The organism is Orrella sp. 11846 (genome assembly GCF_048820935.1).
Taxonomy (GTDB): Bacteria; Pseudomonadota; Gammaproteobacteria; order Burkholderiales; family Burkholderiaceae_B; genus Algicoccus.
The window spans coordinates 20,509-34,782 of the sequence record NZ_JBMERD010000012.1 but is presented as its reverse complement, the minus strand read 5'-3'; the positions used below and the strand labels follow the sequence as shown (position 1 = coordinate 34,782).

At 50.3% G+C, this 14,274-nt stretch carries 18 protein-coding genes and 2 pseudogenes; 13 read left to right on the top strand and 7 right to left on the bottom strand.

Annotation, left to right across the window (positions count from 1 at the left end; genetic code table 11):
- Positions 1 to 36: 36 nt before the first annotated feature.
- Positions 37 to 1,260 (top strand): annotated as a pseudogene (locus ACOI06_RS10775) (MATE family efflux transporter); the annotation flags it as partial.
- Between the two features lie 219 nt (positions 1,261 to 1,479).
- Positions 1,480 to 2,079 (top strand): NAD(P)H:quinone oxidoreductase, encoded by a 600-nt coding sequence (wrbA, locus tag ACOI06_RS10770; RefSeq protein ID WP_420662584.1) that lies wholly within the window; start codon positions 1,480 to 1,482, stop codon positions 2,077 to 2,079.
- 328 nt (positions 2,080 to 2,407) lie between these two features.
- Here the strand turns inward: wrbA and ACOI06_RS10765 are convergent.
- Positions 2,408 to 2,638: pseudogene (locus ACOI06_RS10765) on the bottom strand (transposase); the annotation flags it as partial.
- 6 nt (positions 2,639 to 2,644) lie between these two features.
- Here ACOI06_RS10765 and ACOI06_RS10760 point away from each other — a divergent pair.
- Genes ACOI06_RS10760 through ACOI06_RS10750 form a run of 3 tightly spaced genes read left to right on the top strand, consistent with a single transcriptional unit; the run spans position 2,645 to position 3,562 of the window.
- Positions 2,645 to 2,824 (top strand): hypothetical protein, encoded by a 180-nt coding sequence (locus ACOI06_RS10760; RefSeq protein WP_420662583.1) that lies wholly within the window; start codon positions 2,645 to 2,647, stop codon positions 2,822 to 2,824.
- Positions 2,814 to 3,089: a histidine kinase dimerization/phospho-acceptor domain-containing protein gene (locus tag ACOI06_RS10755; RefSeq protein WP_420662582.1), complete on the top strand. Its 276-nt coding sequence runs from the start codon at positions 2,814 to 2,816 to the stop codon at positions 3,087 to 3,089. The genes ACOI06_RS10760 and ACOI06_RS10755 overlap by 11 nt, the downstream gene beginning before the upstream one ends.
- 8 nt (positions 3,090 to 3,097) lie before the next feature.
- Entirely contained in the window at positions 3,098 to 3,562 is a 465-nt protein-coding gene (locus ACOI06_RS10750) for an ATP-binding protein (protein ID WP_420662581.1), read from the top strand.
- Positions 3,563 to 3,640: 78 nt separating this feature from the next.
- Here the strand turns inward: ACOI06_RS10750 and ribA are convergent, their stop codons facing one another.
- Positions 3,641 to 4,813, bottom strand: coding sequence for a GTP cyclohydrolase II (ribA, locus tag ACOI06_RS10745; RefSeq protein ID WP_420662580.1), 1,173 nt, complete (start codon positions 4,811 to 4,813; stop codon positions 3,641 to 3,643).
- Between the two features lie 150 nt (positions 4,814 to 4,963).
- On the opposite strand from ribA, the gene ACOI06_RS10740 reads away from it, so the two are divergent.
- The gene (locus ACOI06_RS10740) at positions 4,964 to 5,953 is read left to right on the top strand and encodes a hypothetical protein (RefSeq protein WP_420662579.1); all 990 of its coding nucleotides are present in this window, start codon (positions 4,964 to 4,966) and stop codon (positions 5,951 to 5,953) included.
- A 33-nt stretch (positions 5,954 to 5,986) separates the two neighbouring features.
- A complete protein-coding gene (locus ACOI06_RS10735; protein WP_420662578.1) occupies positions 5,987 to 6,352 on the top strand; it encodes a hypothetical protein in 366 nt (121 codons plus the stop codon).
- A gap of 11 nt (positions 6,353 to 6,363) precedes the next feature.
- Here the strand turns inward: ACOI06_RS10735 and ACOI06_RS10730 are convergent, their stop codons facing one another.
- From ACOI06_RS10730 to rsmD, 3 genes are read right to left on the bottom strand one after another with little or no spacing between them, the layout of a single operon-like run.
- Positions 6,364 to 6,630: a YfhL family 4Fe-4S dicluster ferredoxin gene (locus tag ACOI06_RS10730; protein WP_420662577.1), complete on the bottom strand. Its 267-nt coding sequence runs from the start codon at positions 6,628 to 6,630 to the stop codon at positions 6,364 to 6,366.
- Between the two features lie 56 nt (positions 6,631 to 6,686).
- Positions 6,687 to 7,187: a pantetheine-phosphate adenylyltransferase gene (gene coaD, locus ACOI06_RS10725; RefSeq protein ID WP_420662576.1), complete on the bottom strand. Its 501-nt coding sequence runs from the start codon at positions 7,185 to 7,187 to the stop codon at positions 6,687 to 6,689.
- The gene (gene rsmD, locus ACOI06_RS10720; RefSeq protein WP_420662574.1) at positions 7,184 to 7,753 is read right to left on the bottom strand and encodes a 16S rRNA (guanine(966)-N(2))-methyltransferase RsmD; all 570 of its coding nucleotides are present in this window, start codon (positions 7,751 to 7,753) and stop codon (positions 7,184 to 7,186) included. The genes coaD and rsmD overlap by 4 nt, the downstream gene beginning before the upstream one ends.
- On the opposite strand from rsmD, the gene ftsY reads away from it, so the two are divergent.
- Positions 7,752 to 9,071 (top strand): signal recognition particle-docking protein FtsY, encoded by a 1,320-nt coding sequence (gene ftsY / locus ACOI06_RS10715; protein WP_420662646.1) that lies wholly within the window; start codon positions 7,752 to 7,754, stop codon positions 9,069 to 9,071. The two genes, rsmD and ftsY, sit on opposite strands and share 2 nt — an antisense overlap.
- Here the strand turns inward: ftsY and ACOI06_RS10710 are convergent.
- Both ACOI06_RS10710 and ACOI06_RS10705 read right to left on the bottom strand, forming a co-directional pair.
- Entirely contained in the window at positions 9,068 to 9,340 is a 273-nt protein-coding gene (locus ACOI06_RS10710) for a helix-turn-helix domain-containing protein (RefSeq protein WP_420662573.1), read from the bottom strand. The genes ftsY and ACOI06_RS10710 overlap by 4 nt on opposite strands.
- 43 nt (positions 9,341 to 9,383) lie before the next feature.
- Positions 9,384 to 10,415 (bottom strand): CYTH domain-containing protein, encoded by a 1,032-nt coding sequence (locus ACOI06_RS10705; protein WP_420662572.1) that lies wholly within the window; start codon positions 10,413 to 10,415, stop codon positions 9,384 to 9,386.
- 95 nt (positions 10,416 to 10,510) lie between these two features.
- Between ACOI06_RS10705 and ribBA the strand changes: the two genes are divergently transcribed.
- The 5 genes from ribBA to ACOI06_RS10680 are packed head-to-tail and all read left to right on the top strand — an operon-like array spanning position 10,511 to position 14,262.
- A complete protein-coding gene (gene ribBA / locus ACOI06_RS10700; RefSeq protein ID WP_420662571.1) occupies positions 10,511 to 11,713 on the top strand; it encodes a bifunctional 3,4-dihydroxy-2-butanone-4-phosphate synthase/GTP cyclohydrolase II in 1,203 nt (400 codons plus the stop codon).
- The gene (ribH, locus tag ACOI06_RS10695) at positions 11,710 to 12,237 is read left to right on the top strand and encodes a 6,7-dimethyl-8-ribityllumazine synthase (RefSeq protein WP_420662570.1); all 528 of its coding nucleotides are present in this window, start codon (positions 11,710 to 11,712) and stop codon (positions 12,235 to 12,237) included. Before ribBA ends, ribH begins: the two co-directional genes overlap by 4 nt.
- Complete coding sequence (gene nusB / locus ACOI06_RS10690; protein ID WP_420662569.1) at positions 12,234 to 12,722, top strand: transcription antitermination factor NusB; 489 nt, start codon at positions 12,234 to 12,236, stop codon at positions 12,720 to 12,722. Before ribH ends, nusB begins: the two co-directional genes overlap by 4 nt.
- 42 nt (positions 12,723 to 12,764) lie before the next feature.
- Positions 12,765 to 13,745: a thiamine-phosphate kinase gene (gene thiL, locus ACOI06_RS10685; protein ID WP_420662568.1), complete on the top strand. Its 981-nt coding sequence runs from the start codon at positions 12,765 to 12,767 to the stop codon at positions 13,743 to 13,745.
- Positions 13,732 to 14,262 (top strand): phosphatidylglycerophosphatase A, encoded by a 531-nt coding sequence (locus ACOI06_RS10680; protein ID WP_420662567.1) that lies wholly within the window; start codon positions 13,732 to 13,734, stop codon positions 14,260 to 14,262. The genes thiL and ACOI06_RS10680 overlap by 14 nt, the downstream gene beginning before the upstream one ends.
- The last annotated feature ends 12 nt before the right edge of the window (positions 14,263 to 14,274 follow it).

The window sequence follows — 14,274 nt, the reverse complement described above, 5'->3', positions numbered from 1 at the left end:
TCTCGTGCGGGCGTTCATTTATTTCCAAAAGCGTTCATGAACACGGCTCAGAATCCGACGTATCGCACCGTTTTGTGGTTGTCGATCCCTATCATTTTAGCGAATCTGACACAACCTTTGATGTCGGCGGTCGACACGGCTGTGGCTGGGCACCTGCCGGGCGCGCATTATTTGGCGGGTGTGGCGCTTGGTGCTTTGTTATTTAACTTTGTCTTTTGGGGTTTTGGGTTTTTGCGCATGGGTACCACAGGTGTGGTGGCTCAGTATTTTGGAAGTCAAGAATCGACAGCAGTTGTGCTGACCATTGGTCGAGCCATGCTGATTGCCTGGGGCATCGGCGTTCTTTTGTGGATCTTGCAAATTCCGATCATCGAGGGTGGACTTGCCCTCTTAGGCGCATCAGCCGATGCCACGGAACAAGCGCGCTTGTATGCATATGGACGAATCTGGGCTGCCCCGTTTGCGCTGACAAACTACGTCATTGCCGGGTGGCTGTTGGGTGTGCAGCGCGTGCGTGTCGCGTTGGCTATTCAGATTCTGATTAATATCGTTAATTTGGTGACGGTGCTGACCTTTGTCTATGGTTTTGATTGGGGTGTGCAAGGGATTGGTCGTGCCACCGCAATTGCTGACATCAGTGGAACCTTGGTTGGTTTGACATTGATTTGGCGTTGGTATCAGGCTGAGCTCAAGAAAATCGCTTGGCGTGTCTTGCTTGAATCAAAGGCATTGCAACGTTTATTTCAGATTAATAGCCATCTGTTTGTACGCACCGCGTGTTTGCAAGCAACGATGGCTTGGTTTGTGCACATGGGGGCGCAACAAGGCGATGCGTTGCTTGCGGCCAATGCTGTACTGTTGAATTTTCTGGCGTTTACTGCCTATGGATTGGATGGTTTTGCGCATGCCGCAGAAACTTTAAGTGGAGAGGCTGTTGGTCGCCAGAATCAGGCTCGGTTAAGTCGTGTGATTCGCGTTACGCTCGTTTGGGGCTTGGTTGGTTCGGCGTTGTATGCACTAACTTATGGTGTGGCAGGCATGCAGCTAATTGGATTGTTGACAGATCAGATTGATATTGCGACGCTTGCAAGCCAGTATCTGATTTGGTTGGTGTTGGCGACCTTTGTCTCGATGCCCGCCTACATGTACGATGGCGTTTATATGGGTGCCACACGCACGCAACCGTTGATGTGGATTATGTTGGCCTGTGCTCTGATCTTTTTTGGGTTGTCCTGGGTGTTGGTGCCCCTTTGGGGTAACCATGGTCTGTGGCTAGCGTTTCTAACGTTTAATGGTTTGCGTGGTGTGGGTTTGCGAGTGCTCCTAAAACCTGTGATTTATAAATCAATGGGTCAGTCGAATAGTTATTGAAAATCATGTTGTCAGATGGGTCTATCCAGGCTTTTTGACCGGTTGCGAGTATGGTGAATGTATTCACGCTGACGATTGTTCAGCATTTTTAGTCAACAGGAGAAACTCATGGATTCAGTTCGTTTAGCCATTGTTTATTACAGTACTTACGGCACGAATTACGCGATGGCCAAGGCTGCTCAAGAAGCTGCCGAGAAAATGGGTGCACAGGTTCGGTTACTCAAAGTCGCAGAAACAGCGCCTGAACAAGTTGTGGCAAACACACCTGCTTGGAAGGCGCAGGCCGACAAGACCGCCGACATGCCTGTTGCGAGTGCCGAAGACATGCAATGGGCCAATGCTTATCTATTCAGTGCGCCAACCCGGTTTGGGGTGATGGCCAGTCAAATGAGAGCGTTTATTGACACCTTAGGCGGTATCTGGGCAAAAGGTGAGTTGGCCAATAAAGCTGCATCTGCCATGTCGAGCGCTCAGAATATGCATGGAGGTCAGGAAGCCACGCTGTTGAGTATGTACGCCACGTTCATGCACTGGGGCTCGATTATTGTGCCACCGGGCTATACGGATCCAGTGATTTTCGCATCAGGCGGTAACCCCTACGGGGCTTCTGCAACAGCCAACGGTGAGCCTTTGAGCGATGCATTGAAGGATAGTATTCGTCATCAAACGCAACGTTTAGTGACTTATGCGGCCAAAATTGCCTCGTAATATGACGTTTGTTTGAACGAATCAGTTTGTGCTAAATGATCCGATAGGTTTCGGGGTTTCGAGCTTCTAAGCCACATAAAGAATGATGGACTGATCGTTGATGTGGGCTAGCTTGCGTTTGTGCATGCTAGCCTATATTTTTGGAATCAATCTATTGTTTTCTGCATGCGTTTGTCTGTTTGTCTGACTCTTGCACAATCAACCGAGTCTCAGGCAGCTGATGGGTATCTTGGTCAGAAGAGGGGAATGTCTTGAGCTTGCGTTCGAGTCAAGTCCCAAATTTGCTGTAATTTCGTTTCCTTTCAGTTGGCTGACACGTTGTAGGCCATCAGGCTGCAGCAACACTACGTAGTGTTGCTGCAGCGCGCGCCTGTTCTTGTGCCCAATCACGGTATTCATCCGTGTCTAAATACCGTCGAGCTTGCCATTTCTCATTGAGCTCGGCCAGCAATGCACCGATCAGCCGCCAGGCTGATTCATCATTCGGAAAAATCCCAATGACACGCTCTCTGCGTCTAACCTCTCGGTTCACCCGCTCCATCATGTTGGTGGTGCGCACAATACGTTGGCATTATTGCTGATGGCCGTTGTGCTGATTGTTTTGAAACGACCAGACAACTTGTGGCTTTATCGTGATGGCACGGTGTTACAAGGTGTGTTTAGTGCGATTGTGATCGGTTTGTTTCTTTTTTTGGCGCTCGTACGCTTTGGGGGAGCAAAGCATTCAGAATCGATTGCGACTTGAATTGGTGGAGCAGCGCCTTTCTGACCATAAGCTCAAAATTGAAGAGCAAAGTCGGTTTATGGATATGCTGTCCCATGAGCTGAAAACGCCTTTGAGTGTGATGCAGATTACGCTCGATACAGTTGATTTGCCAGCGATAAAGCGGGCTCGACTTGATCGTGCCGCAAACTCGATGTTGGATATTATTGACCGTTGCCGCTTGTCGTCTCAGATCGAAGAAAACCGAGTTCGACTTCCCCCGAGCTTTTTGATTTTGAGGAGCTGATTGAGGAGGTGGTTGATCGCTGTTTGACACCTTCACGAGTCGTTGTTCAGGCACATGGGGTTTTGTTGGAGACCGATCGGCAACTCTTGTCAGTCATTATGCATAACCTTGTAGACAATGCGCTGAAATACTCACCGCCTGAGAGCGCGATCGAAATGAAACTCACGACACCACAAGGTTTGGATTTAGAATCGTTTGATCACAATGGCAGAGATGTTGAATGTCCCGGCGTGACGTTGGTTGTGCGTAACCGTTATGTGGGGCCTCAACCACCGGATTGCAGCAAGCTTTTTGAGAAATACGCACGTGATGCGTCTTCGTCTGGCTTGTCCGGTTCAGGCTTAGGCTTGTATCTGAGTGGGCAGCTGACACAAATCTTAGGTGGTCGATTGACTTGTGAGATTGATGGGCCGGATATGGTGTTTTCATTATGTGTGCCTCGGCAACCACACGACGTAGAGACCAATTCCTAAAGTACGGATGCGCTTGATGTCTGCTCGATCGATGACTCGATAAAAAGTCTACGAAAGTTGGACCTATGAAAGTCAGGCCTATTCTTGTTCGTTTTGTGATTCTTCGAATAAGCTCAAATCAAACAAGTGTCCACTACGTGCACCCTTGGTATACAGGTATCCACGGTTGTGACGATTGGCCGCAAAAACATGGGCGACACGTTCAACAACATCAATGCCGAATCGCTTGAGTGCCTCGACCTTGTTTGGGTTGTTTGTGAGTAGACGAACTTGGGGAATGTTCAACATGTTCAACATGTCGGCCGCAACCTGATAATCACGCTCATCTTCTTCAAAGCCTAGGTCCAGATTGGCATCCACAGTGTCTAGCCCTTGGTCTTGCAGCGCGTAAGCACGTAGTTTGTTAATGAGGCCGATGCCTCGACCTTCTTGGGCCAGATAAAGCACGATTCCGCCCCCTGAGCCTGCCATCAGAGAGATGGCGCCGCGCAATTGATGACCACAGTCGCAGCGTAGTGATCCGAGAAGATCACCCGTGTAGCATTCCGAATGAATTCGAATCAGTACTGGTTTACTGAGATCTGGTTTTCCAACAACGATGGCCAGATGTTCTGTACGCCCGTCGCGTGGTCGTAAAGCAATGATTTCAGTTTGTTCGCTGTCTTGCAGAGGCACTTGAGCCTGTGCCACAACTTTCAGACCCGTTGTGGCTTGTGCCAAACCGGATTGAATGTCAGCGACCGAAATTGCTAGCATATCAGGGTCGGTACGAGTCAAATCTGCCGCTGCAATGACAGCTGCGGGGAGTAGACCCGCTTGTTTGAGCATCGCAATGACCGCGGTGGCCATGGGTACATCGTGCGTATAGGGTTGAATGTGCAAACCTTCTAAATCTGTATCTTGAAGCACGGTGTTGTCCACCGGATTGGCCAGCCGTGTGATGGTCTGTGCCGATAAAGGTGTTTGGCTTTCCAAAATGCAGACGGTTTGATGCGCCTCCCCCTTAAAGCCCAGTCGTTTGGCACGCTGCCCAGTGATGAGCAGTTTGGGCGATTCGTCAGAAAAGTCCTGGAGGCTGCGCAATGTGTTGCGCGCAAGGTTCTCTGCACTGGCAATCAACACAACTTGATTGTCTGATTGAACCTGAACCCAGTCACCACGACGCAAATCTCCAATAACTCGGTCCAGACGCGTCAAAGGTGTGATCGAGGATGCGACCGATGGATGGATAGCAGCAGCGGGTGTATTCATGTGTAAAAATCAGAGAGCGACGATACAGAATGTGCACAAGGGGGTCATATTACCCTTAAACGCCCGTTCACTTGTCCATGCCCGTGTTCTGATACATTGTTAATGTCTTGAATGGATGTTGTGACAGATGGCGTTTTGCGGAGATCAATAATGAGGTGGTTGAGGCGCTTATTGGGGACAGTCCTCGCAGTACTGCTGATCGTGCTGGGCGCGTTATGGCTCAGTTTGCAGTGGTCTGTGAGTGCAGCTTGGGTGTTAAGTCAAGGCTTAGGTGGACTGTGGTCGGTACCGGTGCAAGCGCAAGGTGAAGTAAAAGTGGACCTTTGGCCTCAGATACGCCTACAAGTTGAGACGCTGCATCTGTGTGGACAAAATCGATCGGTCTGTGCTCAGCTTGAACAAGTCGCGTCTATCCATGAGGTTCATGCCGCGGATGTCGAGTTTGTCTCGACTTGGGGCGGATTGCTGGATCGTGACATACAGGTGAACTGGCTGGGGCTGGGTGCATTAGATGTCTTGGTGGGTGATGCGCATCACGTTTCAAGGCAGACACAAACGTCTGCGCAGCGCCAACAACACAATGGCTTCACGTGGTTTCAGGATGGATTGGTCAATCGTTCTGTCAGTCTTGACGCTGCTGATTTGCGAAACATTCAAATACGTTCGATACAACAAAGCTCTGAAGCCGAACCGTTGATTGCAGCACGGCGCTTGCGTTTGATGATTCAGGCTGATCCTGATTCGCAGGCTACTGACTTGAATATGATTTTTGATGATGTGCGCATAGAGACGCCTTTTGTTCAACAGTGGGATTTGGCTTCGATGACAGCGCTATTTGCTCAAACCTTGCGGGCTGATCTGACAGTTGAGGACAATGTCGTGCAGATTGGGCAGATTGATTTGATTGGTGGTAATGTTCAAGCCGAAGATTTTAAAGGCTGGGCCAATCTGCAAGATCAAACACTGTCTTTACAGTTCAAGCTAGATGCAGAATTGCTCAATCAATCGACGTCAGCTTCAGGATTTCAGATTCAACTGCGTGAGCGAACGCTACCAGTGCAAATATCAGGATCTTGGAATCAACCTTCGGTTCAGGCGGGCGAATCCGCGCGCGCTTTGCCATCAGAAACTGACCAGTAATTGTTTGAAATGCGGAATTCAGGAGATGTTTTTATGAGTAGCCCTATTGCAGGCGGACCACAGATTGATCACCCTAAAGCGGCTGATTATGCCAATCGCTGGTTTGTCGTGGATGAGCAGCAAGTTTGGTTGTCTGACGCAGATTTATCCACCATTGAGATTGACTTGCGCCACGGCATGCTAGTGCTCAAAGCCCCGGGCATGCTGCGCATGGATATTCCACTGGATGTGATTGAAGATGATGAAAGCGTCTGGATGACTGCGACAGTCGCAGGTCAATCGACTGATGTGGTCGATGAGGGCGATTTAGCGGCGGTATGGTTTGGCCATGTGTTGGGGCGGCCCTGCCGACTTATGAAGGTGCGCCCTGATGCGTCTATGCCCGATTTTAAGGTTTAAGGCACTGAGAGTTAAGACTGCTCTACGGGCTCTGTGCCAGTGAGACGGTGGTATTTGGCCATGAGCGCATCTTGGCCTTCTTTCCATTGTGGATCTAGTTCAATACAGTCCACGGGACAGATGACCACACATTGTGGTTCGCCATGATGGCCCACACATTCTGTACAGGCGTGTGGGTCAATCACATAGAACTCTTCACCCATCGAGATCGCCTCGTTGGGGCATTGGGGTTCACAAACGTCGCAGTTAATGCATTCGTCCGTGATTCTGAGTGCCATGATGTAACTCCTGGATTTGATTTGTTCAGCAAAGCCAGCGATGGGTCATGGCTGACTTAGCTTTGTGGGTTTTGTTGTCGTTCCAACGACTTGGCTTGTAACCAGCGTTCGACAGATGGAAATACAAATTTACTCACATCTCCGCCAAGAATCGCGATTTCCCGCACGATCGTGCCGGAAATAAACTGATATTGGTCAGAAGGTGTCATAAACAAAGTTTCGACATCCGGCAGCAAATGGCGGTTCATGCCAGCCATTTGGAACTCATACTCAAAGTCGGAGACAGCTCGCAAACCGCGGACGATGACACGGCCGTTTTGTTCGCGAACGAAGTCTTTGAGTAGCCCTGCGAAACTGGCAACTCGCACATTGGAGTAGTGGCCGAGAACTTCGCGGGCAATCTCCACGCGCTCTTCGACCGTGAAAAAGGGACGTTTGGCGCGGCTGTGCGCAACGCCCACGACAACTTCGTCAAATAAACCTGATGCGCGACGAACTAAATCTTCGTGGCCACGGGTCATTGGATCAAAAGTTCCGGGATAGATGGCAGTAATCATCTTGACTCAGAAGGTGAACGGTGAAATAAATGATAGTGTACGCCACCGGCGCGATTCTGACGTAATGTAACAAAACCTGTCGGTGCATTGAGTGCTTGATCACTTTCTGCGTACACAAGACCATCGTCGCACAGAATTGGGGTGGTTTTCTCGATCAGATCTGGGAACCAGGTGTTTTCAAAGGGGGGATCTAATAAAATGAGATCCCAACACTGGGGTGAAGGCCGGTTCAGAAAACTCATCGCATCTGCGCGTATGATCTGCACGTGGGATGCTTGGAGCCGCTCACGTGTTTTGTGTAAGCAGCGCAGGGCTGCCGGGTTGTTTTCAACCAGAACGGCTTGCGAGACACCTCGCGATGCCGCCTCAAAACCCAGTGCGCCCGTCCCGGCAAAAAGATCTAGTACACGCTTTTGTGCATAATCAGTGTTCCAGAAGTGTGACAACCAGTTAAATAACGTCTCACGCACTCGATCGGGCGTGGGACGAAGCCCAGGCCCGTCGGGGACTTCGATGCGGCTGCGGCGATATTGACCACCGACGATCCGGATTGATTTTTTGACCATGTTTAGATTTTTTAGAAGAAAACGGGCTGATAAACAGACTGAAGATACACAAGTTGTTGTTGATGAATCGTTGCAAACAGCAGATCAGAATACGACGGATGAGACTGAAGTCTCAGCGCAGTTAACTAGTGAGCCTATCACGGAGAAGTCGACCGTTCAGGTCACTTCGGATGTGGTGCCTGCTCCAGTTGTAGAGCCTGAGTCAGAACCAGAACCAGAGCCTCAACTTCAACCATCTCCGGTCGCAGAATCATCGGAACCTGTTTCGGCAGAGGTTGTTGAGCCGCTTGAATCCCCACCTTCTGTTGCGCCTGAGCCTACGTCAGACTCTACGTCCGAGAACGAGACGTCTGTCATTCTAGAACAGTCGGTCCCATCGGAACAAACACCGGCCAAGAAATCATGGATGTCGCGTTTGCGCCAAGGCCTGTCACGTACAGGTCGCAGCATTGGCGGCATTTTTGTGGGCAGTCGGATTGAAGAGTCGTTGTACGAAGACCTTGAGTCTGCCTTGATTATGGCAGATGCCGGTGTTCAGGCTTCAGTTGAATTGATTGCCAAGCTCAGAAAAGAAGTGGGCCGACGACGTTTGCAAACCCCACAAGAAGTGCGTCAAGCTTTGGTGGATGTGCTGACTGAGCATCTGGCTTGCCTAGAGAAGCCGTTTGATGTCGGCCATGTGCAGCCCTTGGTGATGATGATCGCCGGGGTCAATGGTGCGGGTAAAACAACCTCCATTGGTAAATTGGCTTTCTCCCTACAAAAAAGTAACCAGAAAGTGCTGTTGGCTGCAGGAGATACTTTCCGGGCCGCAGCCCGTGAACAGCTGGTCGCTTGGGGTGAACGCAATAACGTGGCTGTGATTGCGCAAACTGGAGGTGATCCCGCCGCTGTCGCTTTTGATGCGGTTCATGCTGGACATGCGCGCGGCATGGATGTCGTGATGGTGGACACTGCGGGTCGTTTGCCAACGCAATTGCATTTGATGGAAGAGCTTAAAAAGATTGCACGCGTGATTCGTAAAGCCGATGAGCAAGCCCCGCACGAAGTTTTGTTGGTCGTGGACGGAAACACAGGACAGAACGCTTTGGCACAAGTCAAAGCATTTGATGAGGCTTTGACGCTCACTGGCTTAATCGTCACTAAATTGGATGGAACGGCTAAAGGCGGAGTACTTGCTGCACTGGCAGCCGGTGCACAGGGCTGTCGTCCGATTCCTGTGTATTGGGTGGGTGTGGGTGAGCAGATTGAGGATTTGCAGCCATTTGTAGCGCGTGAATTTGCACAAGCACTGGTGGGTGAGGGCTCGTCCGCTTAAACATCGAGCTGTTCAGGAATGATTCCGAGTGCAGCGGCAATTTCTTGACGATTTATCTCAGACAGGCAATGTCTCTGTTCTTGCTGTGAATAGGTAGATAGTGAAACACCCAGCCGCTGCGCCAATTCTTGTTGGCTGATCCCTAAGTGCTCTCGCCAAGCGCGAGCAATGCCCCATTCGTAATCAATCATCATGGATACGACTTGATGGGGCACATAACAATTCGAAATGTGTGAATCTTTGTCTGGTTTTATAAGCTTTGTGTCCATCTTGTTTCCGATTAAAAACACACCAATGAAATTTAAGCTCGGCTCATGAGAGATTGGATCCAGCGTGTTGCGTGAGCAATCGAGCAAATAATGACAGCATCCAGCCCTGAAACTCAGTACTGACAACGAGGCTTTGCATATTGTGTGTGCTGTGTGTGTCTGCGGTATTTGTTTGATGAGTATCGGATTCCTTTAACTGCTCTAGCTGCTTTAATACTCGTTCTATCAGCGCTTGGTCTGATTGGTTGGTCACTGCAGAAAGGTCTTTGGTGTTTGCCAAGAGTGTTTGTAAACGAATGAGTTGCTGTTCAATCTCAGGGGTGTGCGGATACAGCGCTTTGGGGTCATCAGATTGGATTTGCTGCAAGCTGCTTCGCGCAAGTTGCTCGATGATCTGAAGTGCTTGTTTGTGGGGTGGCGTGTGCGATGGTGTGCGTGTGTCAGACGTCCCTTTGCTGACTCGTGTAGTTACTTCTTGACTGTGTGAGCTTGAGCGGGCAAGTCGATCGCCTCGTTCGGCTTTGCTACGAAACTCCAAAGCCAATTGATGTTGAGTCAGCCATTGCAGACCCGAATCAAGCACTGCACTGATGTCGCCTTCTTTGAGTTCAAACTCGACTTCTGATATTGAGGTTTGATGTGCGCCTGCGCGAATGAAGCCAGTGTCATGGGCAAGCTCAACCAATCCTGTGTGAGTTTGCAAATAGGCGATGCGTCGCTGCACGTCGGTTTCAAAGCGGATCTGTAAGGTTGCTTGTAAGGGTTTTAATAAATCGTAAATAGGCTGGTTTTTGTAGAGCTCAAGATCGAGTTCAGGTGTGTTTAATGGATGGTTTAGCTCCAGTTGCTCAATTGCGTGAGAGCCGGGTGCTTTCAAGGTTTGTACCCATTGTTGATCTTCTCGTCGGATCCGAATGGCAATGCTGCGTTTAGCGAGATCACGTTCTGGCGTATCAAAGTATTTTGCTTGCAAATGAATCAGATGTCCAGGCAACTGATTGACGGCATTGGACAGGCTGGTTTGGCTTTGTGGTGGGATGTAAAGTCGCAATTCAAGTTCGGAAAGTGTGCTCATCGGATTTTACTAAGGGAGATCGTGGGTGTTGTGTCGCGCGTGGCTCTATAATGCCATGCTATTAGGAATTAATAGAATGACAGAGGTGCAAAAGCATGGCAGCAAGTGAACAGGCGCTTGGGCAGTCAAGTGCAGATAGCCAAGACTTTTCTGGCGCGATTTCTTCAGTCGAAGAGATTGTAAAAGAGCTCAAGGCAGGACGAATGGTCATTCTGATTGACGAAGAAGACCGAGAAAATGAAGGCGACTTGGTGATGGCGGCCGAGTTTGTCACGCCCGAAGCCATTAACTTCATGGTGACCCATGCGCGCGGTTTAGTTTGTTTGACATTGACTGAAGAGCGTTGCCGACAGCTGGACCTGCCACTGATGTCAAGCCGCAATGGGACGGTATTTGAAACCAATTTTACGGTCTCAATTGAAGCCGCTCATGGTGTTCACACCGGAATTTCTGTGGCTGACCGCGCGCGAACCATTGAAGCTGCGGTTGCGCCAGATGCCAAACCACAGGATCTCGTGCAACCAGGACATATTTTTCCGGTTCAGGCGATGCCTGGCGGCGTGTTGGTGCGAGCTGGCCACACAGAAGCGGGCTGTGACCTGACCGCCATGGCGGGTCTAGAACCGGCCGCTGTGATCTGTGAGATTCTCAAAGATGATGGCACGATGGCACGTTTGCCTGATTTGGTGACCTACGCGCAGAAACATCAACTTAAAATTGGCACGATTGCTGATTTAATTCAATATCGTAGTCAGACAGAATCGGTTGTCGACAAGCTTGGTGAACGACAAGTCACCACGCGTTGGGGTGAGTTCTTGTTGACTGGCTACCAAGACACGGTGGATGGACACATTCATCTAGCCTTGTCTTGCGGAGAGATTGATGCGCAGGCCCCCACGCTGGTGCGAGTCCACGAACCAACGACGGTGCTGGATTTTATTTGTGATCAGCCCGGTGGGCACACTTGGAGTATTGAGAGCGCGATGCAATCGCTGAAAGCTGCTGGCTCAGGTGTAATCGTATTTCTGAATGCAAACACGGATGCACAAAACCTAGTCAGCCAGTTTGATGATATTGTCAATCAGGATGCAAAAGAAGCACCTGTCAGCAAAACACCGCCACGCACGAATCTTCGTACTTACGGGATTGGTGCGCAAATATTACGAGATCTGGGTGTGGGTAAAATGTGCCTGCTGGCGCGTCCACGCAAAATGCCCAGTATCATGCAAGGGTTTGGTCTTGAAGTCGTCTCTTATGACGACGGTTCGCAATTTCACACACAACAGGATGAGTCATGAGCCTCTACACAATTACACCGGATCTCAATGGTGAAGATCTGCATATCGGTATCGTACGGGCACGTTTTAACGAGCCTATTGGTTTGGCGCAACTGGATGCCTGCGTGCGTGAGCTCGTTGAGCTAGGCGTCGAAGAAGAAGACATCATGGTTGTGACCGTTCCAGGTGCACTTGAGTTGGGTGTGACCTTGGCACATCTGGCTGAAACAGGTGAGTTTGATGCCCTGATTGCTTTGGGTGCGGTGATTCGCGGTGATACCTATCATTTCGAAGTGGTCAGTAATGAAAGTGCGTCTGCCATCAGCCGTGTGTCGCTGGAAACTGGCATGCCGGTGATCAACGGTGTGTTGACGACGGAAGACTTTGAGCAAGCGGATGAGCGTGCCGAAGGCAAAGGTCGAGATTGTGCCCAAGCTGCCGTTGAAATGAGTAATCTGCTCATCGCACTGGAGCCCGAGCTCGATGACTCTGATTTCGAGTTCGTGGACTTCGAAGACGAAGAGGATGAAACAGACAAACCATGAGCGAATCGCTTGAAGTGAAGGGCGCGCGCACGGGCTCGCGCCCCAAAAGCCGTCGTCGTGCGCGTGAATATGTTGTTCAGGCCTTGTACGCTTGGTTACTGAATGCGCCCAAAGGGATCGGTGAGCTGGGTGTGATTGAAGCCCATGTGCGTGATGATGCCGAATTTGAACAGGCCGATGCCGAGTGGTTTGAATCGATTTGGCGAGGCGTGACTGCGCAAGACGAGGCCGAGTCGTTGCGTGAACTCTTCATGCCGTATGTGGATCGTAGCTTGCATGAAATGTCGCCTGTGGAACATGCGATTTTGCTTTTAGGAACTTATGAGCTCGTGCATGCGCAAGAGGTACCTTACCGCGTTGCAATCAATGAGTCTGTCGAGTTGGCCAAATCGTTTGGTGCGACCGATGGTTTCAAGTTCATTAACGGAGTGCTGGATAAGGTCGCTGCGCAAGTGCGTGAGCCAGAAATAAGGCGTAAACGTTGATTTGCGTTCATTCACGCTAATTCGTTTTACGGAGTTTCTGCCATGGCGCTCGATGAGTTCTCTCTGATCCGCCAGTTTTTTACGGCGTCTATGCCAGCCAATGTCCTTGGGCCCGGTGATGACGCCGCGCGCGTGCCCATGCCACTGGGTGCGCAACTTGTTGTCACCAAAGATTTGCTCATTGAAGGGCAACATTTCTTTCCGAATGTGAAGCCATTATCTTTGGGATATAAAAGCCTAGCGGTGAATCTATCGGATCTCGCAGCCATGGGAGCAACTCCAGTTGGTTGCTTATTGGGCTTGGGCCTTCCGAAGGCTGATCCTGTCTGGCTGCAAGGTTTTTCAGAAGGCTTTTTGTCCTTGTCACAAGCGGCTCAATGCCCCTTGGTCGGCGGTGATACAGTCCGTGCGCAAGACTTAGCGATCATTAGTGTGACAGCGTTGGGCGCTTTGCCAAGCGGTCAGACCGGTCTGTTGCGTTCGGGTGCGCAAGTGGGCGACGATATCTGGGTGAGTGGCTATTTGGGTGCAGCCCATATCGCACTACTTGGCTTGCAAGGTGATGACCGTATTTCTGCGCAACGTCTAGAGCAGACTCGTCATGCACTGGAAAAGCCACAGCCGCGATTGGCGTTGGGTCAGGGTTTACTAAATCTTGCACACAGTGCGATCGATATTTCCGATGGGTTTGTGCAAGATTTGGGTCATGTTTTGACGGCCAGTGTGTGTGGTGCGACGATTGACTATGCAGCCATGCCGATCCATCCTGCTTTGTTAGATATACCCTTAGCGTTGCAACAAGAAGCGGTGCTTAGTGGAGGGGATGTGTTTGAACTGTGTTTCACAGCACCCGAGTCAAATCGTGCCGCTGTTTTAGCGCTTGGTAAGGCATTGAATATTCAAGTCACCCGAGTGGGTGCTATTGAGCAAACCTCTGGTCTTCGAGTTTTAGATCAGTTTGCGCAGCCCATAAAAATTTCATACGGTGGTTTTGACCACTTTAAAGATCATGAAAAAAGATGATGCGACACATTTGTCAGTCAGCCAACGTCATAAGGTTCGCTGGCCGACATTATCAGAATTAGTGCGCGATCCCGCTGCGTTTGTGGCCTTTGGCTTTGGCATTGGACTGGTTCGACCGGGTTCAGGCACATGGGGTACGTTGTTGGCTGCGCTCATTTGGTGGGCAGTACAACCTGAACCGACCGTGTGGTTGGGGATTGCGCTTGCCGTCGCGTTTGTGTTTGGTTGCTGGATTTGTGAACGCACGGGCAGTCGTTTAGGGACCGCCGATCACGTGGGGATGGTCTGGGATGAGATGGTCGCTTTGTGGCTTTTGTTATGGATTTTGCCGCAAACGTGTCTAGCCTTTATTCTGGCGATTGTTTTCTTTCGCGTTTTTGATGTTGCAAAGCCTTATCCCATTCATCAGCTAGAGGCCATGATGCCAGGTGGCGTAGGCGTGATGGTGGATGACGTCGTGGCTGCCATTTACGCTTGGGTGGTTATTGCCATCATCTTGGCGTTTGTGCCGGTATAGGAGCTTGAAGCA

Bases quoted from the DNA above. Each gene is read 5' to 3' on its own strand.
- wrbA (WP_420662584.1), top strand. From the start codon at position 1,480: ATGGATTCAGTTCGTTTAGCCATTGTTTATTACAGTACTTACGGCACG.
- ribA (WP_420662580.1), bottom strand. From the start codon at position 4,813: ATGAATACACCCGCTGCTGCTATCCATCCATCGGTCGCATCCTCGATC.
- ACOI06_RS10740 (WP_420662579.1), top strand. From the start codon at position 4,964: ATGAGGTGGTTGAGGCGCTTATTGGGGACAGTCCTCGCAGTACTGCTG.
- ACOI06_RS10735 (WP_420662578.1), top strand. From the start codon at position 5,987: ATGAGTAGCCCTATTGCAGGCGGACCACAGATTGATCACCCTAAAGCG.
- ACOI06_RS10730 (WP_420662577.1), bottom strand. From the start codon at position 6,630: ATGGCACTCAGAATCACGGACGAATGCATTAACTGCGACGTTTGTGAA.
- coaD (WP_420662576.1), bottom strand. From the start codon at position 7,187: ATGATTACTGCCATCTATCCCGGAACTTTTGATCCAATGACCCGTGGC.
- ftsY (WP_420662646.1), top strand. From the start codon at position 7,752: ATGTTTAGATTTTTTAGAAGAAAACGGGCTGATAAACAGACTGAAGAT.
- rsmD (WP_420662574.1), bottom strand. From the start codon at position 7,753: ATGGTCAAAAAATCAATCCGGATCGTCGGTGGTCAATATCGCCGCAGC.
- ACOI06_RS10710 (WP_420662573.1), bottom strand. From the start codon at position 9,340: ATGGACACAAAGCTTATAAAACCAGACAAAGATTCACACATTTCGAAT.
- ACOI06_RS10705 (WP_420662572.1), bottom strand. From the start codon at position 10,415: ATGAGCACACTTTCCGAACTTGAATTGCGACTTTACATCCCACCACAA.
- ribBA (WP_420662571.1), top strand. From the start codon at position 10,511: ATGGCAGCAAGTGAACAGGCGCTTGGGCAGTCAAGTGCAGATAGCCAA.
- ribH (WP_420662570.1), top strand. From the start codon at position 11,710: ATGAGCCTCTACACAATTACACCGGATCTCAATGGTGAAGATCTGCAT.
- nusB (WP_420662569.1), top strand. From the start codon at position 12,234: ATGAGCGAATCGCTTGAAGTGAAGGGCGCGCGCACGGGCTCGCGCCCC.
- thiL (WP_420662568.1), top strand. From the start codon at position 12,765: ATGGCGCTCGATGAGTTCTCTCTGATCCGCCAGTTTTTTACGGCGTCT.
- ACOI06_RS10680 (WP_420662567.1), top strand. From the start codon at position 13,732: ATGAAAAAAGATGATGCGACACATTTGTCAGTCAGCCAACGTCATAAG.